Below are 22,492 nucleotides of genomic sequence, written 5' to 3'. Positions count from 1 at the left end.
CGTGCAGTTGTGAACCGGCCCCGCGCCTCTCCGGAGGTGCGGGGCCGGTTTTTTCGCACGACCGTGTCGGCGCGGTGCGTTACCGTGGCAAGCGGTTCCACGGGGACCCGGGGACGACGGACGGCATGGGGTGGGGATTTCATGAGCTTGTCGGCAGCGAAGCGTCTGGGCGTCGGTCTGGCGGCCGTGGCCGTCGTGGTCGGGCTCGCGGGCTGCGACGACGGCGACGGGGGCGGCAAGAAGCGCAAGAAGGCCGATGCGCCCCACGGGGCGGTCCAGGCGCAGGGCGAGGTCGCCAAGGCCATCCAGGCCGCCTTCGAGAAGACCTCGGAGGCGAAGTCCGCCAAGGTGCGCATGACGCTCACCCTGCCGGCCGGCGCACAGGGCGGCGGCACCCTGCGGATCGCCGGCGTGCAGGGGTGGGACCCAGCGGTCATGGACGTCACCATGGCGGGCTCTGCCTTCACCGCCGCCGACCCGGACGCCCCCTCCCGGATCCGCATGATCATGCTGGACCAGGCCATGTACATGGACATGGGGGCGAAGCAGGCCGCCGAGATGGACGGCAAGCGCTGGATGAAGCTGGACCTGAAGGCCGCGGCCGAGGTGAGCGGCAGCGAAGAGCTGCAGAAGCAGATGACCGGCGGCCTGAACAACATGAACCAGGACCCGGCCGAGCAGCTCGCCCTGCTGCTCCAGTCGCCCAGCCTGAAGCACGTCGGCGCGGAGAAGGTCGGAGGTGTCCAGGCGGACCACTACAAGGGCACGCTGACCTTCGCGGAGATGGTGGACGCCAACAAGGCCACCGGCGTCCTGTCCGAGAAGGAGCGCAAGGCCCTGGTCGCCAACGCCGAGAAGGCGGGCATCAAGGGCTACGACACCGAGATCTGGGTCAACCAGGACCACTACCCGGTGAAGATGGTCGTGGGCGTGAAGACGCCCGAGGGCACGCTCCGCATGAACGCCTCCTACTCCGACTACGGCACCGCGGTGAGCGTCCAGGCGCCGCCGGCGAAGGACACCGTCGACCTCTTCGGGATGCTCGGGGACATGAAGGCGTCAGGCTTGACCGGGGGCTCCGGCCTCACGGGCTGACCTGCCCCGACACCGGATTTGCCTGGCGCGGATCCGTTCGCGTACTCTTCAATGGAAGCCAAAGACCGCTGGTTGTTGGCGCGCCCGTGAGGGCGCGGCAGCCGAAGGATCCGCTGATGCGGACGGCCCGCGCAGGTGACAGTGGATGCACTCCCGGAAACGCTCCTCGCGATCCCGGTCGAGTCACGCCCCGTGCGCCTGCGCCGGGGCGTTTGTTTTGCCCGGCCCCTTCCCGTGCGGTCCGAATCACCCGGAAGGAGGCCGAGGCTCTATGGCGAGGCCCGACAAGGCCGGTTCGGTTGCCGAGCTGACGGACAAGTTCCGCAGCTCCAACGCCGCCGTGCTGACCGAGTACCGCGGTCTCACCGTGGCGCAGCTCAAGACGCTGCGCCGTTCGCTCGGTGAGAACGCCCAGTACGCCGTGGTGAAGAACACGCTGACCAAGATCGCGGCCAACGAGGCCGGGATCACCGCTCTGGACGACCTGTTCGCGGGTCCGACGGCGGTCGCCTTCGTCACCGGTGACCCGGTGGAGTCGGCGAAGGGTCTCCGTGACTTCGCCAAGGAGAACCCGAACCTCATCATCAAGGGCGGTGTGCTTGACGGCAAGCCGCTGTCCGCCGATGAGATCAAGAAGCTCGCGGACCTCGAGTCCCGCGAGGTGCTGCTCGCCAAGCTGGCGGGTGCCATGAAGGCAAAGCAGGGCCAGGCCGCTGCTGTCTTCCAGGCCCTGCCTTCGAAGCTCGTCCGCACCGTGGAAGCGCTGCGCGAGAAGGTCGAGCAGGGCGGTGCCGGTACGCCGGCTCCCGCCGAGGACGCGGAGTAGTCACTCCCGTGCTCTAGCGGGCCCGTACGCCCGCCGACATGTACATCCGGCACCTGCCGAATTAGTGGAAGGACCGCCATCATGGCGAAGCTCAGCCAGGACGACCTGCTCGCGCAGTTCGAGGAGATGACCCTCATCGAGCTCTCCGAGTTCGTGAAGGCCTTCGAGGACAAGTTCGACGTCACCGCCGCCGCCCCGGTCGCCGTCGGCGTTGCGGGCCCGGGTGCCCCGGTCGCCGAGGCCGTCGAGGAGAAGGACGAGTTCGACGTCATCCTCACCGGCGCCGGTGAGAAGAAGATCCAGGTCATCAAGGTCGTGCGCGAGCTGACCTCCCTGGGTCTGAAGGAGGCCAAGGACCTCGTCGACGGCACCCCGAAGCCGGTCCTCGAGAAGGTCAACAAGGAGGCCGCCGAGAAGGCCGCCGAGTCCCTCAAGGCCGCGGGCGCGTCCGTCGAGGTCAAGTGATCCCTGCCCCTTCCGGGGGGCTGATCAGCCGCGGGGCGGCCACCCTTTCGGGTGGCCGCCCTCGGTCGTTTGCGTGGTGCGTCACCCGGTCCGGCGACCGACCCGGGTAGGGTGATCATCACTGTTCCGGGACCGTCGGCTTCCTCGAGCTGTGACGATCTCCGCGGGGCGGAGGCCTTGACGAACCGCACGCAGCGCGCGATTCTCAGGACGCGTCGTCACATCGGCCATGGACCGAGGCATGGAACGAAGGCGATGCGGGAATGCCTAGCGTGGCAAGCGTGAAAGAGGGCATGACGGCTCACAACAAGGGGCTCCTACCGACCCCTCCGGAGGACGAGATTGGTGCAGTACCGGTCTCCGAAACTCTGCACTGGACATCAGTGTGCCAAGTGGCTACACTGACCCTTTGCGCTGCCTGTTAGCTGCCGCCTGGCCCGTCACCAGGGGCAAGCCCAAGCCTGAGCACACATGAGGAACCGTCCTGACCAGGGCCTCCTTGTCTGCGCCCGGGGGCGGAAGCCGGTACGCGCGTAGTGAGTCCGAGCCCTCGGAAGGACCCCCTCTTGGCCGCCTCGCGCAACGCCTCGACTGCCAATTCGAACAACGGCGCAAGCACCGCCCCGCTGCGCATCTCTTTCGCGAAGATCAAGGAGCCCCTCGAGGTCCCGAACCTCCTCGCGCTGCAGACCGAGAGCTTTGACTGGCTCCTCGGCAACGCCGCCTGGAAGGCTCGCGTCGAGGCGGCCCTGGACAGTGGCCAGGACGTCCCCACCAAGTCCGGTCTGGAGGAGATCTTCGAGGAGATCTCCCCGATCGAGGACTTCTCCGGGTCGATGTCGCTGACCTTCCGCGACCACCGTTTCGAGCCTCCGAAGAACTCGATCGACGAGTGCAAGGAGCGCGACTTCACGTACGCGGCCCCGCTCTTCGTCACGGCCGAGTTCACCAACAACGAGACCGGCGAGATCAAGTCCCAGACGGTCTTCATGGGCGACTTCCCGCTCATGACCAACAAGGGCACCTTCGTCATCAACGGCACCGAGCGTGTCGTGGTGTCCCAGCTGGTGCGCTCGCCGGGTGTCTACTTCGACAGCCAGATCGACAAGACGTCCGACAAGGACATCTACTCCGCCAAGGTCATCCCCTCCCGTGGTGCCTGGCTGGAGATGGAGATCGACAAGCGCGACATGGTCGGTGTCCGCATCGACCGCAAGCGCAAGCAGTCCGTGACCGTCCTCCTGAAGGCGCTCGGCTGGACCACCGAGCAGATCCTCGAGGAGTTCGGCGAGTACGAGTCCATGCGCGCCACCCTGGAGAAGGACCACACCCAGGGCCAGGACGACGCGCTGCTGGACATCTACCGCAAGCTGCGTCCGGGCGAGCCGCCGACCCGTGAGGCCGCGCAGACGCTGCTGGAGAACCTCTACTTCAACCCCAAGCGCTACGACCTGGCCAAGGTCGGCCGCTACAAGATCAACAAGAAGCTGGGTGCCGACGCGCCGCTCGACGCCGGCGTGCTGACCGTCGAGGACGTCATCTCGGCGATCAAGTACCTGGTCAAGCTGCACGCGGGCGAGACCGAGACCACCGGCGACAACGGTTCCTCCGTGGTCGTCGAGGTCGACGACATCGACCACTTCGGCAACCGTCGTCTGCGCAACGTCGGCGAGCTCATCCAGAACCAGGTCCGTACGGGTCTGGCCCGCATGGAGCGCGTCGTCCGCGAGCGGATGACCACCCAGGACGTCGAGGCGATCACGCCGCAGACCCTGATCAACATCCGGCCGGTCGTCGCCTCCATCAAGGAGTTCTTCGGCACCAGCCAGCTGTCCCAGTTCATGGACCAGACGAACCCGCTGTCGGGCCTGACCCACAAGCGCCGTCTGTCCGCGCTGGGCCCCGGTGGTCTGTCCCGTGAGCGGGCCGGCTTCGAGGTCCGTGACGTGCACCCGTCCCACTACGGACGCATGTGCCCGATCGAGACCCCCGAAGGCCCGAACATCGGTCTGATCGGCTCGCTGGCCTCCTACGGCCGGGTCAACGCGTTCGGTTTCGTGGAGACCCCGTACCGCAAGGTCGACGAGAACGGTGTCGTCACCGACGAGGTCAACTTCCTCACGGCCGACGAGGAGGACCGCTTCGTCATCGCCCAGGCGAACGCCCCGCTGACCGACGACAACCGCTTCGCGGAGTCGCGCGTCCTGGTGCGCCGCCGTGGTGGCGAGATCGACTACGTCCCCGGTGAGGACGTGGACTACATGGACGTCTCGCCGCGCCAGATGGTGTCGGTCGCGACCGCCATGATCCCCTTCCTCGAGCACGACGACGCCAACCGCGCGCTCATGGGATCGAACATGATGCGCCAGGCCGTGCCGCTGCTCAAGGCGCAGGCCCCGCTGGTCGGCACCGGCATGGAGTACCGCTGCGCGGTCGACGCCGGTGACGTCATCAAGGCCGACAAGGACGGCGTGGTCCAGGAGGTCTCCGCGGACTACGTCACCGTCGCCAACGACGACGGCACCTACAACACCTACCGGGTCGCCAAGTTCTCCCGCTCGAACCAGGGCACGTCCTTCAACCAGAAGGTCGTCGTGGACGAGGGCGCCCGCGTGATCGCCGGCCAGGTGCTCGCCGACGGGCCGTCCACCGAGCGCGGTGAGATGGCGCTGGGCAAGAACCTCCTGGTGGCGTTCATGCCGTGGGAGGGCCACAACTACGAGGACGCGATCATCCTCAGCCAGCGTCTGGTGCAGGACGACGTCCTCTCCTCGATCCACATCGAGGAGCACGAGGTCGACGCCCGTGACACCAAGCTCGGCCCCGAGGAGATCACCCGGGACATCCCGAACGTCTCCGAGGAGGTCCTGGCCGACCTCGACGAGCGCGGCATCATCCGCATCGGTGCCGAGGTCGTCGCCGGCGACATCCTGGTCGGCAAGGTCACCCCGAAGGGCGAGACCGAGCTGACCCCGGAGGAGCGCCTGCTGCGCGCGATCTTCGGCGAGAAGGCCCGTGAGGTCCGTGACACCTCGCTGAAGGTGCCGCACGGCGAGACCGGCAAGGTCATCGGCGTGCGCGTCTTCGACCGCGAGGAGGGCGACGAGCTGCCGCCCGGCGTGAACCAGCTGGTCCGCGTCTACGTGGCACAGAAGCGCAAGATCACCGACGGTGACAAGCTCGCCGGCCGCCACGGCAACAAGGGCGTCATCTCCAAGATCCTGCCGATCGAGGACATGCCGTTCCTGGAGGACGGCACCGCGGTCGACATCATCCTCAACCCTCTGGGTGTCCCGTCCCGAATGAACCCGGGACAGGTCCTGGAGATCCACCTCGGCTGGCTCGCCGCCCAGGGCTGGGACGTCTCCGGCCTCGGCGACGAGTGGGCGCAGCGCCTCACGGCGATCGGCGCCGACCAGGTGGAGGCCGGCACCAACGTCGCCACCCCGGTGTTCGACGGTGCCCGCGAGGACGAGATCGCCGGTCTCTTCGAGGCCACGATCCCGAACCGCGACGGCCAGCGCCTGGTGCTGCCCTCCGGTAAGGCCCGGCTCTTCGACGGCCGCTCCGGCGAGCCGTTCCCGGACCCGATCTCGGTCGGCTACATGTACATCCTCAAGCTGCACCACCTGGTGGACGACAAGCTGCACGCCCGTTCCACCGGTCCGTACTCGATGATCACCCAGCAGCCGCTGGGTGGTAAGGCGCAGTTCGGTGGTCAGCGCTTCGGTGAGATGGAGGTGTGGGCCCTTGAGGCGTACGGCGCGGCCTACGCGCTGCAGGAACTCCTCACCATCAAGTCCGACGACGTCCTGGGCCGCGTGAAGGTCTACGAGGCGATCGTCAAGGGCGAGAACATCCCCGAGCCGGGCATTCCCGAGTCCTTCAAGGTGCTCATCAAGGAAATGCAGTCGCTCTGCCTCAACGTGGAGGTGCTGTCCTCGGACGGCATGTCCATCGAGATGCGCGACACGGACGAGGACGTCTTCCGCGCGGCGGAGGAGCTCGGTATCGACCTGTCCCGGCGCGAGCCGAGCAGCGTCGAAGAGGTCTGACGGGCCGGCCGGGGAGCTGCCGTGAGCAGCTCCCCGCCTCCCCCGGACCGTTCAGACATGTTTGACTTTCGACCCCGAAAGAGGGATTGACGACAAAGTGCTCGACGTCAACTTCTTCGACGAGCTGCGGATCGGCCTTGCGACCGCGGACGACATCCGACAGTGGTCCCATGGCGAGGTCAAGAAGCCTGAGACCATCAACTACCGCACCCTGAAGCCCGAGAAGGACGGACTCTTCTGCGAGAAGATCTTCGGCCCCACCCGGGACTGGGAGTGCTACTGCGGCAAGTACAAGCGTGTCCGCTTCAAGGGCATCATCTGTGAGCGCTGCGGCGTCGAGGTCACTCGCGCCAAGGTGCGTCGTGAGCGGATGGGCCACATCGAGCTGGCCGCCCCCGTGACCCACATCTGGTACTTCAAGGGCGTTCCGTCGCGGCTGGGCTACCTGCTCGACCTCGCCCCGAAGGACCTCGAGAAGGTCATCTACTTCGCCGCCTACATGATCACGTGGGTGGACGACGAGCGTCGTACCCGCGACCTGCCCTCGCTGGAGGCCCAGGTCTCCGTGGAGCGTCAGCAGGTCGAGCAGCGCCGTGACTCCGACATCGAGTCCCGGCAGAAGAAGCTCGAGGCAGACCTCGGCGAGCTGGAGGCCGAGGGCGCCAAGTCCGACGTGCGCCGCAAGGTGCGCGAGGGCGCCGAGCGGGAGATGAAGCAGCTGCGCGACCGCGCCCAGCGCGAGCTGGACCGGCTCGACGAGGTGTGGTCCCGCTTCAAGAACCTCAAGGTCCAGGACCTGGAGGGTGACGAGCTGCTCTACCGCGAGCTGCGGGAGCGCTTCGGCACCTACTTCCAGGGTTCGATGGGTGCCGCGGCGCTGCAGAAGCGCCTGGAGTCCTTCGACCTCGACGAGGAGGCCGCCAAGCTCCGCGAGATCATCCGTACCGGCAAGGGCCAGAAGAAGACCCGTGCGCTCAAGCGCCTCAAGGTCGTCTCCGCCTTCCTGCAGACCACCAACAAGCCCCAGGGCATGGTGCTGGACTGCGTCCCGGTGATCCCGCCGGACCTGCGTCCGATGGTGCAGCTGGACGGTGGCCGCTTCGCGACCTCCGACCTGAACGACCTGTACCGCCGCGTCATCAACCGCAACAACCGCCTCAAGCGCCTCCTCGACCTCGGTGCCCCCGAGATCATCGTGAACAACGAGAAGCGCATGCTCCAGGAGGCCGTCGACGCGCTCTTCGACAACGGCCGTCGTGGTCGCCCGGTCACGGGCCCCGGCAACCGTCCGCTGAAGTCGCTGTCCGACATGCTCAAGGGCAAGCAGGGCCGGTTCCGTCAGAACCTGCTCGGCAAGCGCGTCGACTACTCGGCCCGTTCGGTCATCGTCGTCGGCCCGCAGCTCAAGCTGCACCAGTGCGGTCTTCCCAAGGCCATGGCGCTGGAGCTCTTCAAGCCGTTCGTGATGAAGCGCCTGGTGGACCTGAACCACGCGCAGAACATCAAGTCGGCCAAGCGCATGGTCGAGCGCGGCCGCACGGTCGTGTACGACGTGCTCGAAGAGGTCATCGCCGAGCACCCGGTGCTGCTGAACCGGGCGCCGACCCTGCACCGTCTCGGCATCCAGGCCTTCGAGCCGCAGCTGGTCGAGGGCAAGGCCATCCAGATCCACCCGCTCGTCTGCACCGCGTTCAACGCGGACTTCGACGGTGACCAGATGGCCGTGCACCTGCCGCTGTCCGCGGAGGCGCAGGCCGAGGCCCGCATCCTGATGCTGTCCTCGAACAACATCCTCAAGCCCGCCGACGGCCGTCCGGTGACGATGCCGACGCAGGACATGGTCCTGGGTCTGTTCTTCCTCACCACGGACGCGGAGGAGCGCGAGCTCCGGGGCGAGGGCCGGGCGTTCGGCTCGACCGCCGAGGCGATCATGGCCTTCGACGCGCGCGAGCTCTCGCTCCAGTCGCGGATCGACATCCGGTTCCCGATCGGCACCGTCCCGCCGCGTGGCTGGACCCCGCCGGCGGACGTCGAGGGCGAGGAGCCCTGGCAGCTGGGCGACTCCTTCCGGCTGAACACGACCCTGGGCCGTGCGCTCTTCAACGAGCTGCTGCCCGAGGACTACCCGTTCGTGGACTACCCGGTGGGCAAGAAGCAGCTCTCCGAGATCGTCAACGACCTCGCCGAGCGCTACCCGAAGGTCATCGTGGCGGCGACGCTCGACAACCTGAAGGCGTCCGGTTTCCACTGGGCGACCCGTTCCGGTGTCACCGTGGCCATCTCCGACGTCGTCGTGCCCGAGGCCAAGAAGGCCATCATCGCGGGCTACGAGGCACAGGACGAGAAGGTCCAGAAGCAGTACGAGCGCGGTCTGATCACCAAGGACGAGCGCACGCAGGAGCTCATCGCGATCTGGACCAAGGCGACCAACGAGGTCGCCGAGGCGATGAACGCGAACTTCCCGAAGACCAACCCGATCTTCATGATGGTCGACTCGGGTGCCCGCGGAAACATGATGCAGATGCGTCAGATCGCGGGTATGCGTGGCCTGGTGTCCAACGCGAAGAACGAGACCATCCCGCGGCCGATCAAGGCGTCGTTCCGCGAGGGTCTCACCGTGCTGGAGTACTTCATCTCCACCCACGGTGCCCGTAAGGGTCTCGCGGACACCGCTCTGCGTACCGCCGACTCCGGTTACCTGACGCGTCGTCTGGTCGACGTCTCCCAGGACGTCATCATCCGCGAGGAGGACTGCGGCACCGAGCGCGGCCTCAAGCTGGCGATCGCCGAGCGCTCCGAGGACGGTTCGCTGCGCAAGACGGACGACGTCGAGACCAGCGTGTACGCGCGCTGCCTCGCCGAGGACGTCGTGGTGGACGGCAAGGTGCTGGCCACCGCCGGCACCGACCTCGGCGACGTGCTCATCGAGCAGCTCATCCACAACGGCGTCGAGGAGGTCAAGACCCGCTCGGTCCTGACCTGCGAGTCCGCGGTGGGCACCTGCGCGATGTGCTACGGCCGTTCGCTCGCGACCGGCAAGCTGGTGGACATCGGTGAGGCGGTCGGCATCATCGCCGCCCAGTCCATCGGTGAGCCCGGCACCCAGCTGACGATGCGTACCTTCCACACCGGTGGTGTGGCCGGTGACGACATCACGCAGGGTCTGCCGCGTGTCGTCGAGCTCTTCGAGGCGCGTACCCCCAAGGGTGTCGCCCCGATCTCGGAGGCGGCGGGCCGCATCCGGATCGAGGAGACCGAGAAGACCAAGAAGATCGTCATCACCCCGGACGACGGTGCCGAGGAGATCGCCTACCCGATCTCCAAGCGTGCCCGGCTGCTGGTGGGCGAGGGCGACCACGTCGAGGTCGGCGAGAAGCTGACCGTGGGTGCCACCAACCCGCACGACGTGCTGCGCATCCTGGGTCAGCGGGCCGTCCAGGTCCACCTGGTCGGGGAAGTCCAGAAGGTCTACAACTCGCAGGGCGTGTCGATCCACGACAAGCACATCGAGATCATCATCCGGCAGATGCTCCGCCGGGTGACGATCATCGAGTCCGGCGACGCGGAGCTGCTGCCGGGCGAGCTGGTCGAGCGCGGCCGCTTCGAGACCGAGAACCGTCGGGTCGTGGCGGAGGGTGGCCACCCGGCCTCCGGCCGTCCGCAGCTGATGGGTATCACCAAGGCCTCGCTGGCCACCGAGTCCTGGCTGTCGGCCGCCTCCTTCCAGGAGACGACCCGAGTCCTCACCGACGCGGCGATCCACGCCAAGTCCGACTCGCTGCTGGGCCTCAAGGAGAACGTCATCATCGGCAAGCTCATCCCGGCCGGTACGGGTCTGTCCCGCTACCGCAACATCCGGGTCGAGCCGACCGAGGAGGCCAAGGCCGCGATGTACTCGGCCGTCGGCTACGACGACATCGACTACAGCCCGTTCGGCACCGGCTCCGGCCAGGCCGTCCCGCTGGAGGACTACGACTACGGCCCGTACAACGGCTGAGTCGTCCGCTCGAAGCCGCTGGGCGGCCATCCCTCGGGGTGGCCGCCCAGCGGCTTTGTGCCGCCCTGGACGGGCCTGTGGGGCCTTTCCGGGGCGGTACGGCCGGGGGAGGGGCGGCACGGACCGGCCGACCGTGTGACGGGGCGCCCTGGGAACGTGGTTTTCCGGGCATAATGGAGCGATGCGGGCTGCGAACGATGATCGCGAGCGTACGGTGGACGTGCTCAAGGCTGCGTTCACCGAAGGGCGGTTGACCCAGCCGGAGTTCGAGGACCGGGTGGGGCTGGCCTACCAGGCGGTGACGTACCAGGAGCTGTACGGACTCACCGCGGACATCCCGCGCCCACGCCGGCTCCCCGCGCCCCCGCCGCCGGTCAACGCCAAGGCGGTCGCCTCACTGGTCTGCGGCGCGGTGGGCATGTTCGGACTGGTGATCCCCGGGATACCGGCCGTGGTGCTGGGGCACATGGCGCGCCGGGAGATCCGGCGCACGGGCGAGCGGGGCGACGCGCTCGCGGTGTGCGGACTGGTGATGGGATACCTTCTGACCGCGTTCACGGTCGCGATCACGGCGATCGTCGTTATGGTGGTAGTGGCGGTCAGTCACGGCTGAGTGCGTTCTCGCGAGCTCCCCGCGGGGCCCGGCGGGAGGGTGCGGCATCGGCCGAGACCATATGTTTTGACCGAAGGCTGGGCGCTGGGTACGCTCTGACCTTGTGCCTGGGGTGTGCCCGGGTTCTCGTGCGTGCACTTGTCCGTACGGGACACCGAGGCCGATACACCGACAAATACGCAGTTTCGTTTCGACGGAAATCGTATGAGGTGCGCGACACACCCGACCGCGTGGGTCGGCGTGAGCCGCTGAAACCCCAGGTTAGAAGTATCGAGTCGGCACACAGAAACCGGAGAAACGGTGCCTACGATCCAGCAGCTGGTCCGAAAGGGCCGGCAGGACAAGGTCGAGAAGAACAAGACGCCCGCACTGAAGGGTTCCCCTCAGCGCCGCGGCGTCTGCACGCGCGTCTACACGACCACCCCGAAGAAGCCGAACTCTGCCCTGCGTAAGGTCGCGCGTGTGCGACTGACCAGCGGCATCGAGGTCACCGCTTACATCCCGGGTGAGGGTCACAACCTGCAGGAGCACTCCATCGTGCTCGTGCGTGGTGGTCGTGTGAAGGACCTGCCGGGTGTTCGCTACAAGATCATCCGCGGTTCGCTCGACACCCAGGGTGTCAAGAACCGCAAGCAGGCCCGCAGCCGCTACGGCGCCAAGAAGGAGAAGTAAGAATGCCTCGTAAGGGCCCCGCCCCGAAGCGCCCGGTCATCATCGACCCGGTCTACGGTTCTCCTCTGGTGACGTCGCTCGTCAACAAGATCCTGCTGCACGGCAAGCGCTCCACCGCCGAGCGCATCGTGTACGGCGCCCTCGAGGGCCTGCGCGAGAAGACCGGGCAGGACCCGGTCATCACGCTCAAGCGCGCCCTGGAGAACGTCAAGCCCTCCCTGGAGGTCAAGTCCCGCCGTGTCGGTGGCGCGACCTACCAGGTGCCGATCGAGGTCCGCCCCGGCCGTGCCAACACCCTGGCGCTGCGCTGGCTGGTGGGTTACTCCCGCGCCCGCCGCGAGAAGACCATGACCGAGCGTCTGATGAACGAGCTGATGGACGCCAGCAACGGTCTGGGCGCCGCGGTGAAGCGTCGCGAGGACACCCACAAGATGGCCGAGTCCAACAAGGCCTTCGCGCACTACCGCTGGTAGTCCGCGCCCCCATCGAGAGAACCGAGAGAAGACTGAAGCCTTATGGCTACCACTTCACTTGACCTGGCCAGGGTCCGCAACATCGGGATCATGGCCCACATCGACGCGGGCAAGACGACGACCACCGAGCGGATCCTGTTCTACACCGGTGTCTCGTACAAGATCGGCGAAGTCCACGACGGCGCTGCCACCATGGACTGGATGGAGCAGGAGCAGGAGCGCGGCATCACGATCACGTCGGCCGCGACGACCTGCCACTGGCCGCTGGAGAACGTCGACCACACCATCAACATCATCGACACCCCGGGTCACGTCGACTTCACCGTCGAGGTGGAGCGCTCGCTGCGCGTGCTCGACGGTGCCGTGACGGTGTTCGACGGTGTCGCCGGTGTCGAGCCGCAGTCCGAGACCGTCTGGCGTCAGGCGGACCGCTACGGTGTGCCGCGTATCTGCTTCGTCAACAAGCTCGACCGCACCGGTGCCGAGTTCCACCGCTGCGTCGACATGATCGTGGACCGCCTCGGTGCGGTTCCACTGGTCATGCAGCTGCCGATCGGTGCCGAGGCCGACTTCAAGGGCGTGGTCGACCTCGTCCAGATGAAGGCCCTCGTGTGGTCCGCCGAGGCCACCAAGGGCGAGATGTACGACGTCGTCGACATCCCGGACACCCACACCGAGGCCGCCGACGAGTGGCGCGGCAAGCTGCTCGAGGCCGTCGCCGAGAACGACGAGGAGATGATGGAGCTGTACCTGGAGGGCACCGAGCCCAGCCAGGAGCAGCTGATGGCGGCCATCCGCCGCATCACCCTCGCCTCCAAGGGCGGCGCGGGCTCCGTCACCGTCACCCCGGTGTTCTGCGGAACCGCGTTCAAGAACAAGGGCGTCCAGCCCCTGCTCGACGCGGTCGTGCGTTACCTGCCGTCGCCGCTGGACGTCGAGGCCATCGAGGGCCACGCCGTCGGCGACGCCGAGCAGATCATCAAGCGCAAGCCCTCCGACGACGAGCCCTTCTCCGGCCTCGCGTTCAAGATCATGAGCGACCCGCACCTCGGCAAGCTCACCTTCGTCCGGGTGTACTCGGGCCGCCTGGAGTCCGGCAGTTCCGTGCTGAACTCCGTCAAGGGCAAGAAGGAGCGCATCGGCAAGATCTACCGCATGCACGCGAACAAGCGTGAGGAGATCGACTCGGTGGGCGCCGGCGACATCGTCGCCGTCATGGGCCTGAAGCAGACCACCACCGGTGAGACGCTGTCCGACGACAAGAACCCGGTGATCCTGGAGTCCATGGACTTCCCGGCTCCGGTCATCCAGGTCGCGATCGAGCCCAAGTCCAAGGGTGACCAGGAGAAGCTGGGTGTCGCCATCCAGCGTCTCTCGGAGGAGGACCCCTCCTTCCAGGTCCACTCGGACGAGGAGACCGGCCAGACGATCATCGGCGGCATGGGCGAACTGCACCTCGAGGTGCTGGTCGACCGCATGAAGCGCGAGTTCAAGGTCGAGGCGAACGTGGGCAAGCCCCAGGTCGCCTACCGCGAGACCATCCGCAAGGCGGTCGAGCGGATCGACTACACGCACAAGAAGCAGACCGGCGGTACCGGCCAGTTCGCGAAGGTGCAGATCGCGCTGGAGCCGCTGGAGGGCGGAGACGCCTCCTACGAGTTCGTCAACAAGGTCACCGGTGGCCGCATCCCCCGCGAGTACATCCCGTCGGTGGACTCCGGTGCCCAGGAGGCCATGAAGTTCGGCATCCTGGCCGGCTACGAGATGGTCGGCGTCCGCGTCACCCTTCTCGACGGTGGCTACCACGAGGTCGACTCCTCCGAGCTGGCGTTCAAGATCGCCGGTTCGCAGGCCTTCAAGGAGGGCGCCCGCAAGGCGAGCCCCGTCCTCCTCGAGCCGATGATGGCCGTCGAGGTCACCACGCCCGAGGAGTCCATGGGCGACGTCATCGGCGACCTCAACTCCCGCCGTGGCCAGATCCAGGCCATGGAGGAGCGCAGTGGTGCCCGGGTCGTCAAGGGCCTGGTACCGCTGTCGGAGATGTTCGGCTACGTCGGCGACCTCCGCAGCAAGACGTCGGGTCGCGCGAGCTACTCGATGCAGTTCGACTCCTACGCCGAGGTTCCCAAGAACGTCGCCGAGGAGATCATCGCGAAGGCCAAGGGCGAGTAACCCAGCAGTTGTTCCCGCACTAGGCTTGACCGGGAGGCTTGGGGGCATTCCGCCGCGAACCGCGAGGGGAGCGTCGGATGCCCCGGCCGCCCGTAACCCAGCAAAGATCACCCTGGCGCCGATGAAGTAAGGCGTACAGCAACTCCACAGGAGGACCCCAGTGGCGAAGGCGAAGTTCGAGCGGACTAAGCCGCACGTCAACATCGGCACCATCGGTCACATCGACCACGGTAAGACCACTCTTACCGCTGCGATCACCAAGGTGCTGCACGACGCGTACCCGGACCTGAACCCCTTCACGCCGTTCGACCAGATCGACAAGGCGCCGGAGGAGCGGCAGCGCGGTATCACCATCTCCATCGCGCACGTCGAGTACCAGACGGACGCGCGTCACTACGCGCACGTCGACTGCCCGGGTCACGCGGACTACATCAAGAACATGATCACCGGTGCCGCGCAGATGGACGGCGCCATCCTCGTGGTCGCCGCCACCGACGGTCCGATGCCGCAGACCAAGGAGCACGTGCTCCTGGCCCGCCAGGTCGGCGTTCCCTACATCGTCGTCGCCCTGAACAAGGCCGACATGGTGGACGACGAGGAGATCCTGGAGCTCGTCGAGCTCGAGGTCCGTGAGCTGCTCTCCGAGTACGAGTTCCCGGGCGACGACCTGCCGGTCGTCCGCGTCTCCGCGCTGAAGGCGCTGGAGGGCGACAAGGAGTGGGGCGAGAAGCTCCTCGGCCTGATGAAGGCCGTGGACGAGGCCGTCCCCACCCCCGAGCGCGACGTCGACAAGCCGTTCCTGATGCCGATCGAGGACGTCTTCACGATCACCGGTCGTGGCACCGTCGTCACCGGTCGTATCGAGCGCGGCATCCTCAAGGTCAACGAGACCGTCGACATCATCGGCATCAAGACCGAGAAGACCACCACCACGGTCACCGGCATCGAGATGTTCCGCAAGCTGCTCGACGAGGGCCAGGCCGGTGAGAACGTCGGTCTGCTGCTCCGCGGCATCAAGCGCGAGGACGTCGAGCGCGGCCAGGTCATCATCAAGCCGGGTACGGTCACGCCGCACACCGACTTCGAGGCCCAGGCCTACATCCTGTCGAAGGACGAGGGTGGTCGTCACACCCCGTTCTTCAACAACTACCGCCCGCAGTTCTACTTCCGTACCACGGACGTGACCGGCGTCGTGACCCTCCCCGAGGGCACCGAGATGGTCATGCCGGGCGACAACACCGCCATGACGGTCGCGCTGATCCAGCCGATCGCCATGGAGGAGGGCCTGAAGTTCGCCATCCGCGAGGGTGGCCGGACCGTCGGCGCCGGCCAGGTCACCAAGATCCTGAAGTAAGGATCCCGGCGATCTGCCGCTTGCCTTACGCGAGCTGTACGAGGGCCCCGGCCCACCGTTCACGCGGTGGGCCGGGGCCCTCGGCGTTTTCCGGGCCCGGGGCCGGGGGGCCGGGGGGCTAGACCGGGGTGCGCAGCTCCGGCCGCCAGATCCAGGGCGTGGCGTCCGTCCCGAACCCCACGACGGCCGGCCGGGCCCCGGGGCGGGTGTGCAGGGCCGGGAAGCCGTACCCGGGGGCGCCCCGGCGCAGCGCGCCGGCCGGGTGCGTGAGGCCGGCGACGTGGACGGCACCGTCGGCGGCGCGTCCGGCGAGCAGCCCGTGGGCCTGGGCGAGGGGGCCGTAACCGTCGAAGAGCCGCGGCCGGTCCGGCCCGAGCGCCGCCGGGACCACGCCGAGCCGGTGGACGAGGAGTCCGTCGCTCGCGGGCAGGCGGTAGACCAGGGACAGGGAGCCGTCGGGCTCCGCCGCGGCCGCCGGGGGATCGGCGGGGACCGGCAGCGCGGTCAGCGCCCGGCAGAGGAGCGGCCGGCCCGGCGCGTCCTGGGACCAGTGGTGCACGGCGGTCCGCCCGGCGGCGAACACATGCACCCTCCCGTCGCGGTCCACGACCGCGCTCAGCCCGTCCTGCACCTCGCCGCCGCCCAGGTCCTGCCAGCCGGTCCACGTGCCGTCAGGCTCCCGTACGCGGGTGCTCAGGCCCTTGGCCGCGTTGCGCACGAACAGGTGCACCCGGCGGTCCGGCGCGGCCACCGCGACGGGTACGCCGATCCTGCGCCCCCGGTCCGGGTCGTCCTCGGGCGAGCCCAGCCCCTCCCAGTCGCGGCCCTCCGCCAGCACCACGACGTCACGGGTGTTGGCCGCCCGGTCGCTCTCCAGGGCGGCGAACCGCAGCGCGAACAGCAGCGGTCCGCCGCCGGCCGGGTCGGTGACGACGCTCAGCGCGGGGGCGAGCGGTCCGCCGCCCAGGTCCCGCGGCGTGCCCCAGCGCCCGCTGCCGGGTGCGGTCTCCCGCCAGCGCACCGCGCGCGTGCCGAGCACCCCGTGGGCGACCAGCCGCCCCTGCGCGTCGGTCCCCGGTACCAGGCGGGCGCCGGGGTGGCGGTAGTGGGTGCTGCGCACCCAGCCCTTGCGGTTGGCGAGCGGCCTGCCCATGCCGACCTGGTAGTCGCCGCAGCCGGAGGGGTCGCCGCACGGCCAGTCGGGGGCGCCTCCGTACGGGGCGAGGTAGCCGGCCTTCCGGCGCAGCAGCGCGGGCGGGAGGTTGTAGGGCCAGTGGTGGTTGTAGTAGCCGCGGTAGGCCGTCGTCAGGAAGGCGGGCGCGATGCCCTCGCCGCGGGCGACGCCCTCGGCGTAGCGGGCGATCGCCTTCCAGGTGAACAGCGCGGTCGCGGTGTGGTCCCAGTGGTCGCTGTAGCCGGGTTGCTCGACGTCCCGTCGCCGGGTGGCCGCGTTGGCCTCCATGTCCGGGTCGGGGTCGAGGGTGTGGACGAGGGTCGGCCGGTGGTGCCGCAGCAGTCCGGCGAGCACGTCCACCAGTACCTCGTGGGTGTAGGTGTCCCTGGCGGCGTTCGGTGAGCCCGCCGAGGCGAAGGTCGGCAGCGTCATGCCTGGCAGCTGCCACAGTTGCGGCAGCCCGACCCTGTCGGTCGTGCCGTGCATGGCGAGGTTGAGGAAGACCAGCACCGCCTCCCGGTCGCCCACGCGCAAGGTGTCGACCTCGGCGGTCATCCCGTGGGCCAGCCGCGTGGTGCCGCGCCGCCAGGGCGTGAAGATGTCGGTGCCCAGCATCGCCGCGTACGCCTGCCGCAGGCCCTGGTGACGGGCGGCGGAGTAGGCGGCCTTGTCGGGGGCCGGACGCGGCTGTCCCGGTGGGCGGTTGACCCCGTGCGCCTCGCCCGCGGTGACGTACACCGACACCACGGGGACGCCCGCTTCCACGGCCTGCACGGTGTCGGGGTTCATGAAGTACAGCTCGTCGTCGGGGTGCGCCAGCACCTGGAACAGCCGCGCCCCGCCCGCCGGGGCGCTGAACGCCAGGGGGGCGGGCGCCGGACCGGTGGCCGTGCCCCCGGACCGGGAGCAGCCGCCCAGGGCGACGGCCGCGGAGCCGGCGGCGAACGCGGCGAGGAAGCGCCGACGGGTGGGGACGATCTTCACGCCACGTTAGAGGGCCGTTCCAGCCGGGAGGTTGCCGGGCCCCGCCGCGGCGTGCGCCACTCGGGCGACGCGTGTACGTCATCGGGGCGCCCGCTCACCCGCTCGCCCGATTGGCACACTGCGCGAGCAGCGTACGACCACTCGGTGTTACGACTTGTGACGTTCGGTGCACACCCGTACGAGTCCCCCGAGGAGCCCGCCATGCGCCTGTCCCAGCGCCGGGCAGTGGTCGTCGCCGCCGTCCTGGCGGCCGTCCTGCCCGCCCTCGGCGGGGCCGCCGCGACGCCGGAGCCGCCCGGGGCCCCGCTGCGGATGGCGGCGCAGGGCGGCATCACCGGGCAGTACCTGGTGATGCTGCGGCCGGGCACGGACCCGGGCTCGGTGCTGCGCAGCGTCGAGGCGCAGCCGATGTTCACGTTCACCAGCGCGCTGGTGGGCTTCGCCGCCCGGCTGAGCGACGGCCAGGTCTCCCGGCTGCGCGCGGTGCCCGGGGTGGAGGCCGTGGAGCAGGACGCCGAGGTCGCGGCACCGAAGCCGGCGACGCAGGTGGCCGCGGCCGCCGCCGAGACGTCCTGGGGCCTGGCCCGGATCGGCAACCGGGCCCACGACGGCGGCGCCTTCAGCGTGCGGGCGACGGGAGCCAAGGTCACCTCGTACGTCATCGACACCGGCATCGACTTCGGGCACGCCGAGTTCGGGGGACGGGCGGTGCCTGGATTCGACGCGGTGGGGGACGGCCGGGACGGCACCGACTGCAACGGTCACGGCACGCACGTCGCCGGGACGGTCGGCGGTGCCACCACCGGGGTCGCCCGGGCGACGAAGCTGGTCTCGGTACGGGTGCTGGGCTGCGACGGCCGCGGATCGGTGGCCACGGTGGTCGCCGGGATGAACTGGGTGGCCGCCCACGCGGTGAAGCCCGCGGTCGCCAACCTGTCGACCGGTGGCGCCCGCAGCGAGACGGCCGACCGCGCGGTGGAGGGCCTGGCGGCCGCGGGGGTCTTCCCGGTCGTCGCCGCCGGCAACTCCGACGGGGACGCCTGCCAGGTCTCCCCGGCCGCGGCGCCCGGCGCGTTCACCGTCGCCGCGATCGACGAGTCGGACCGCAAGGCGTCCTTCAGCAACTGGGGTGGCTGCGTGGACATCAGTGCCCCGGGGACGGGGATCACCTCCGCGGCCATGGGCGGCGGCCTGGTCCGCATGAGCGGCACCTCGATGGCCGCCCCGCACGTCACGGGGGTGGCGGCGCTCTACAAGGACACGTACGGGGACGTCTCCACGTCCTTCCTCGCCTCCTGGCTGCTGGCCGGCGCCACCCCGGGCGTGCCCGTCGACGCCCCGGCCGGCACCCCGCGGCTGCTGGTGTACACATCCGGACTGTGACCCGGGTTTGGGGGAGCGGCGGCGGGGGGTAAGGTACTGCGCCCCGATTGGCGTCCGAGGCGTCCGGTATGGCAGACTAGCCGGGTTGCTCGGTCGAGTGCCGATGCTGCGCGCCTCCCGTCGGGAGGACCGGAAGCGAGTCCCACAGTACTCGTCGTCACTCTCCGCCCCAGGCGGGGTGGCGGACGTACGGGAATCTTCCGGGAAGCTCAGCGGGGTGCTCACCAGGTGCTCGGTGGGTGTCTTCTCCCACGTATCCCCTCCCTGAGGGTCTCCGTCATGCGGTGATTTAAGGGAAGGGAAGCGACACGCCCGACCGCGTGGGTCGGAGAAGGCGGTCGAACCACCGAGTTCCAGAGCGCTGACTAGCAGACAGGACTACGAAGTAGCCATGGCGGGACAGAAGATCCGCATCCGGCTCAAGGCCTACGACCACGAGGTCATCGACTCCTCGGCGAAGAAGATCGTCGAGACGGTGACGCGTACTGGTGCGCAGGTCGCGGGCCCGGTGCCGCTGCCCACTGAGAAGAACGTGTACTGCGTCATCAAGTCGCCGCACAAGTACAAGGACTCGCGCGAGCACTTCGAGATGCGCACGCACAAGCGCCTGATCGACATCCTCGACCCGACGCCCAAGACCGTTGACTCGTTGATGCGCCTGGACCTTCCGGCCGGCGTCGACATCGAGATCAAGCTCTGAGAGGCGCGGAACAGATGGCTAAGCAGATCAAGGGCATCCTGGGCGAGAAGCTCGGCATGACCCAGGTCTGGGACGAGAACAACCGTGTCGTCCCGGTGACCGTGGTCAAGGCCGGCCCGAACGTCGTGACCCAGGTCCGTACGAACGACGTCGACGGTTACGAGTCGGTCCAGATCGCCTTCGGCGAGATCGACCCGCGCAAGGTGAACAAGCCCCTCAAGGGCCACTTCGCCAAGGCCGACGTGACCCCCCGCCGCCACCTGGTGGAGCTCCGTACCTCCGACGCCGCCGAGTACACCCTCGGCCAGGAGATCACCGCGGAGGTCTTCGAGGCGGGCGTGAAGGTGGACGTCACCGGCAAGAGCAAGGGCAAGGGCTTCGCCGGTGTCATGAAGCGTCACAACTTCAAGGGCCTCGGCGCCGGACACGGCACCCAGCGCAAGCACCGCTCTCCCGGCTCCATCGGTGGCTGCGCCACCCCGGGCCGTGTGTTCAAGGGTCTGCGCATGGCGGGCCGCATGGGCAACGAGCGGGTCACCACCCAGAACCTGACCGTCCACGCCGTTGACGCGGAGAAGGGCCTGCTGCTCATCAAGGGCGCGGTTCCCGGCCCGAACGGCGGCCTCGTCCTGGTCCGCACCGCGGCCAAGGGGGCCTGAGGATATGAGCACCATTGACATTCTGTCGCCCGCGGGCGACAAGGCCGGGACCGTTGAGCTCCCGGGCGAGATCTTCGACGCGAAGGTCAGCATCCCGCTGATCCACCAGGTCGTCGTGGCGCAGCTGGCCGCCGCCCGTCAGGGCACGCACAAGGTCAAGACGCGTGGCGAGGTCCGCGGTGGCGGCAAGAAGCCGTACCGCCAGAAGGGCACCGGCCGCGCCCGTCAGGGTTCGACCCGCGCCCCGCAGTTCGCCGGTGGTGGCGTCGTGCACGGTCCCGTGCCGCGTGACTACTCGCAGCGGACCCCGAAGAAGATGAAGGCCGCCGCCCTGCGCGGTGCCCTCACCGACCGGGCGCGTCACAACCGCATCCACGTCGTGACCGGCGTCATCGAGGGCGAGTCCCCGTCGACGAAGGCCGCCAAGACGCTGCTGGGCAAGATCAGCGACCGCAAGAACGTGCTGCTCGTCGCCGACCGCGCCGAAGAGGCCGCGTGGCTGTCCGCCCGCAACCTGCCCCAGGTGCACATCCTGGAGGCCGGCCAGCTGAACACGTACGACGTGCTCGTCTCCGACGACGTGGTCTTCACCAAGGCCGCCTTCGACCGCTTCATCGGTAACGGCGCCGCCGAGACCGAAGGGAGCGACGCCTGATGGCCGAGCAGACCGCGATCACCAGCCGGACCTTCACGGACCACCGTGACATCCTGGTCAAGCCGGTGGTCTCCGAGAAGAGCTACGCGCTGCTGGACGAGAACAAGTACACGTTCGTCGTCGACCCGCGTGCCAACAAGACCCAGATCAAGCAGGCCGTCGAGGCGGTCTTCCAGGTCAAGGTCACCGGGGTCAACACGATCAACCGTCAGGGCAAGCGCAAGCGCACCAAGACCGGTTTCGGCAAGCGCAAGGACACCAAGCGCGCCATCGTGACCCTCGCTGAGGGCGACCGCATCGACATCTTCGGCGGCCCGGTCTCCTAACGGGGACCGGAACGTTCAGAAGTCCGGAATCTTCCGAGGACTGAGAAATGGGTATCCGCAAGTACAAGCCGACGACCCCGGGCCGTCGTGGCTCCAGCGTCGCCGACTTCGTCGAGATCACGCGGTCCACGCCGGAGAAGTCGCTGGTCCGCCCCCTGCACAGCAAGGGCGGCCGTAACAACACCGGTCGTGTGACCGTTCGCCACCAGGGTGGTGGCCACAAGCGCGCCTACCGCGTGATCGACTTCCGTCGTCACGACAAGGACGGCGTGCCGGCCAAGGTCGCGCACATCGAGTACGACCCCAACCGCACCGCGCGCATCGCGCTCCTGCACTACGCGGACGGCGAGAAGCGCTACATCCTGGCCCCGGCCAAGCTGAACCAGGGTGACCGCATCGAGAACGGCGCCGGCGCCGACATCAAGCCCGGCAACAACCTCCCGCTGCGTCACATCCCGGTGGGTACGACCATCCACGCCATCGAGCTGCGGCCCGGCGGCGGCGCGAAGCTGGCGCGCAGCGCCGGTGCCTCCGTCCAGCTGCTGGCGAGGGAGGGCTCCATGGCCACCCTTCGCATGCCGTCCGGTGAAGTCCGCCTGGTCGACGCCCGCTGCCGCGCCACCATCGGCGAGGTCGGCAACGCCGAGCAGTCGAACATCAACTGGGGCAAGGCCGGCCGTATGCGCTGGAAGGGCGTCCGCCCGACCGTCCGCGGTGTGGCCATGAACCCCGTCGACCACCCGCACGGTGGTGGTGAGGGCAAGACCTCCGGTGGTCGCCACCCGGTCAGCCCGTGGGGTCAGAAGGAGGGTCGTACTCGCTCGCCGAAGAAGGCCAGCAGCAAGTACATCGTCCGCCGCCGCAAGACGAACAAGAAGCGCTAGGAGCG

Annotated in this window: 17 protein-coding genes; 16 read left to right on the top strand and 1 reads right to left on the bottom strand. The window is 68.5% G+C overall.

Going from position 1 to position 22,492, the window contains the following annotated elements; translation table 11 throughout:
* Window positions 1-141 precede the first annotated feature (141 nt).
* From OG937_19730 to tuf, 10 genes are all read left to right on the top strand, one after another.
* Window positions 142-1,095, top strand: coding sequence for a hypothetical protein (locus OG937_19730; protein ID WUD73761.1), 954 nt, complete (start codon window positions 142-144; stop codon window positions 1,093-1,095).
* 271 nt (window positions 1,096-1,366) lie between these two features.
* Complete coding sequence (rplJ, locus tag OG937_19725) at window positions 1,367-1,921, top strand: 50S ribosomal protein L10 (protein WUD73760.1); 555 nt, start codon at window positions 1,367-1,369, stop codon at window positions 1,919-1,921.
* An 81-nt stretch (window positions 1,922-2,002) separates the two neighbouring features.
* The gene (gene rplL / locus OG937_19720) at window positions 2,003-2,386 is read left to right on the top strand and encodes a 50S ribosomal protein L7/L12 (GenBank protein ID WUD73759.1); all 384 of its coding nucleotides are present in this window, start codon (window positions 2,003-2,005) and stop codon (window positions 2,384-2,386) included.
* Between the two features lie 566 nt (window positions 2,387-2,952).
* Window positions 2,953-6,441 (top strand): DNA-directed RNA polymerase subunit beta, encoded by a 3,489-nt coding sequence (gene rpoB, locus OG937_19715; protein WUD73758.1) that lies wholly within the window; start codon window positions 2,953-2,955, stop codon window positions 6,439-6,441.
* Window positions 6,442-6,538: 97 nt separating this feature from the next.
* On the top strand, window positions 6,539-10,438 hold the full coding sequence (locus OG937_19710) for a DNA-directed RNA polymerase subunit beta' (GenBank protein WUD73757.1): 3,900 nt from the start codon (window positions 6,539-6,541) through the stop codon (window positions 10,436-10,438).
* Between the two features lie 181 nt (window positions 10,439-10,619).
* Window positions 10,620-11,051, top strand: a complete 432-nt coding sequence (locus OG937_19705; protein ID WUD73756.1) for a DUF1707 and DUF4190 domain-containing protein — start codon at window positions 10,620-10,622, stop codon at window positions 11,049-11,051.
* 300 nt (window positions 11,052-11,351) lie between these two features.
* Window positions 11,352-11,723, top strand: coding sequence for a 30S ribosomal protein S12 (gene rpsL / locus OG937_19700; GenBank protein ID WUD73755.1), 372 nt, complete (start codon window positions 11,352-11,354; stop codon window positions 11,721-11,723).
* A 2-nt stretch (window positions 11,724-11,725) separates the two neighbouring features.
* Entirely contained in the window at window positions 11,726-12,196 is a 471-nt protein-coding gene (gene rpsG / locus OG937_19695) for a 30S ribosomal protein S7 (protein ID WUD73754.1), read from the top strand.
* Between the two features lie 42 nt (window positions 12,197-12,238).
* On the top strand, window positions 12,239-14,368 hold the full coding sequence (fusA, locus tag OG937_19690; protein ID WUD73753.1) for an elongation factor G: 2,130 nt from the start codon (window positions 12,239-12,241) through the stop codon (window positions 14,366-14,368).
* A 160-nt stretch (window positions 14,369-14,528) separates the two neighbouring features.
* A complete protein-coding gene (gene tuf / locus OG937_19685) occupies window positions 14,529-15,722 on the top strand; it encodes an elongation factor Tu (protein ID WUD73752.1) in 1,194 nt (397 codons plus the stop codon).
* Between the two features lie 118 nt (window positions 15,723-15,840).
* Here the strand turns inward: tuf and OG937_19680 are convergent, their stop codons facing one another.
* A complete protein-coding gene (locus OG937_19680) occupies window positions 15,841-17,880 on the bottom strand; it encodes a PIG-L family deacetylase (GenBank protein ID WUD73751.1) in 2,040 nt (679 codons plus the stop codon).
* Between the two features lie 201 nt (window positions 17,881-18,081).
* On the opposite strand from OG937_19680, the gene OG937_19675 reads away from it, so the two are divergent.
* The 6 genes from OG937_19675 to rplB all read left to right on the top strand — a co-directional run bounded on the left by OG937_19675 (window position 18,082) and on the right by rplB (window position 22,487).
* Window positions 18,082-19,263 carry a S8 family peptidase gene (locus OG937_19675; protein ID WUD73750.1) on the top strand — a complete coding sequence of 394 codons (1,182 nt, stop codon included), beginning with the start codon at window positions 18,082-18,084 and terminating at the stop codon, window positions 19,261-19,263.
* A gap of 391 nt (window positions 19,264-19,654) precedes the next feature.
* Complete coding sequence (gene rpsJ / locus OG937_19670) at window positions 19,655-19,963, top strand: 30S ribosomal protein S10 (GenBank protein ID WUD73749.1); 309 nt, start codon at window positions 19,655-19,657, stop codon at window positions 19,961-19,963.
* A 14-nt stretch (window positions 19,964-19,977) separates the two neighbouring features.
* The gene (gene rplC, locus OG937_19665; GenBank protein ID WUD73748.1) at window positions 19,978-20,622 is read left to right on the top strand and encodes a 50S ribosomal protein L3; all 645 of its coding nucleotides are present in this window, start codon (window positions 19,978-19,980) and stop codon (window positions 20,620-20,622) included.
* A 4-nt stretch (window positions 20,623-20,626) separates the two neighbouring features.
* Window positions 20,627-21,277: a 50S ribosomal protein L4 gene (rplD, locus tag OG937_19660; GenBank protein WUD73747.1), complete on the top strand. Its 651-nt coding sequence runs from the start codon at window positions 20,627-20,629 to the stop codon at window positions 21,275-21,277.
* A complete protein-coding gene (rplW, locus tag OG937_19655; protein WUD73746.1) occupies window positions 21,277-21,603 on the top strand; it encodes a 50S ribosomal protein L23 in 327 nt (108 codons plus the stop codon). Before rplD ends, rplW begins: the two co-directional genes overlap by 1 nt.
* 47 nt (window positions 21,604-21,650) lie before the next feature.
* Window positions 21,651-22,487: a 50S ribosomal protein L2 gene (gene rplB / locus OG937_19650; protein ID WUD73745.1), complete on the top strand. Its 837-nt coding sequence runs from the start codon at window positions 21,651-21,653 to the stop codon at window positions 22,485-22,487.
* Window positions 22,488-22,492 lie beyond the last annotated feature (5 nt).

Origin of the sequence: Streptomyces sp. NBC_00510 (assembly GCA_036013505.1) — a bacterium.
GTDB lineage: Bacteria > Actinomycetota > Actinomycetes > Streptomycetales > Streptomycetaceae > Actinacidiphila.
The sequence above is the reverse complement of the archived record's forward strand: the minus strand, read 5'-3'. Positions and strand labels throughout refer to the sequence as shown.

Excerpts from the sequence above, each read along its gene's own strand:
- rplW (WUD73746.1), top strand. The coding sequence starts at position 21,277 with ATGGCCGAGCAGACCGCGATCACCAGCCGGACCTTCACGGACCACCGT.
- OG937_19705 (WUD73756.1), top strand. The coding sequence starts at position 10,620 with ATGCGGGCTGCGAACGATGATCGCGAGCGTACGGTGGACGTGCTCAAG.
- OG937_19730 (WUD73761.1), top strand. The coding sequence starts at position 142 with ATGAGCTTGTCGGCAGCGAAGCGTCTGGGCGTCGGTCTGGCGGCCGTG.
- rpsG (WUD73754.1), top strand. The coding sequence starts at position 11,726 with ATGCCTCGTAAGGGCCCCGCCCCGAAGCGCCCGGTCATCATCGACCCG.
- rplC (WUD73748.1), top strand. The coding sequence starts at position 19,978 with ATGGCTAAGCAGATCAAGGGCATCCTGGGCGAGAAGCTCGGCATGACC.
- rplJ (WUD73760.1), top strand. The coding sequence starts at position 1,367 with ATGGCGAGGCCCGACAAGGCCGGTTCGGTTGCCGAGCTGACGGACAAG.
- rpsJ (WUD73749.1), top strand. The coding sequence starts at position 19,655 with ATGGCGGGACAGAAGATCCGCATCCGGCTCAAGGCCTACGACCACGAG.
- rplL (WUD73759.1), top strand. The coding sequence starts at position 2,003 with ATGGCGAAGCTCAGCCAGGACGACCTGCTCGCGCAGTTCGAGGAGATG.
- rplD (WUD73747.1), top strand. The coding sequence starts at position 20,627 with ATGAGCACCATTGACATTCTGTCGCCCGCGGGCGACAAGGCCGGGACC.
- fusA (WUD73753.1), top strand. The coding sequence starts at position 12,239 with ATGGCTACCACTTCACTTGACCTGGCCAGGGTCCGCAACATCGGGATC.
- OG937_19675 (WUD73750.1), top strand. The coding sequence starts at position 18,082 with ATGCGCCTGTCCCAGCGCCGGGCAGTGGTCGTCGCCGCCGTCCTGGCG.
- rplB (WUD73745.1), top strand. The coding sequence starts at position 21,651 with ATGGGTATCCGCAAGTACAAGCCGACGACCCCGGGCCGTCGTGGCTCC.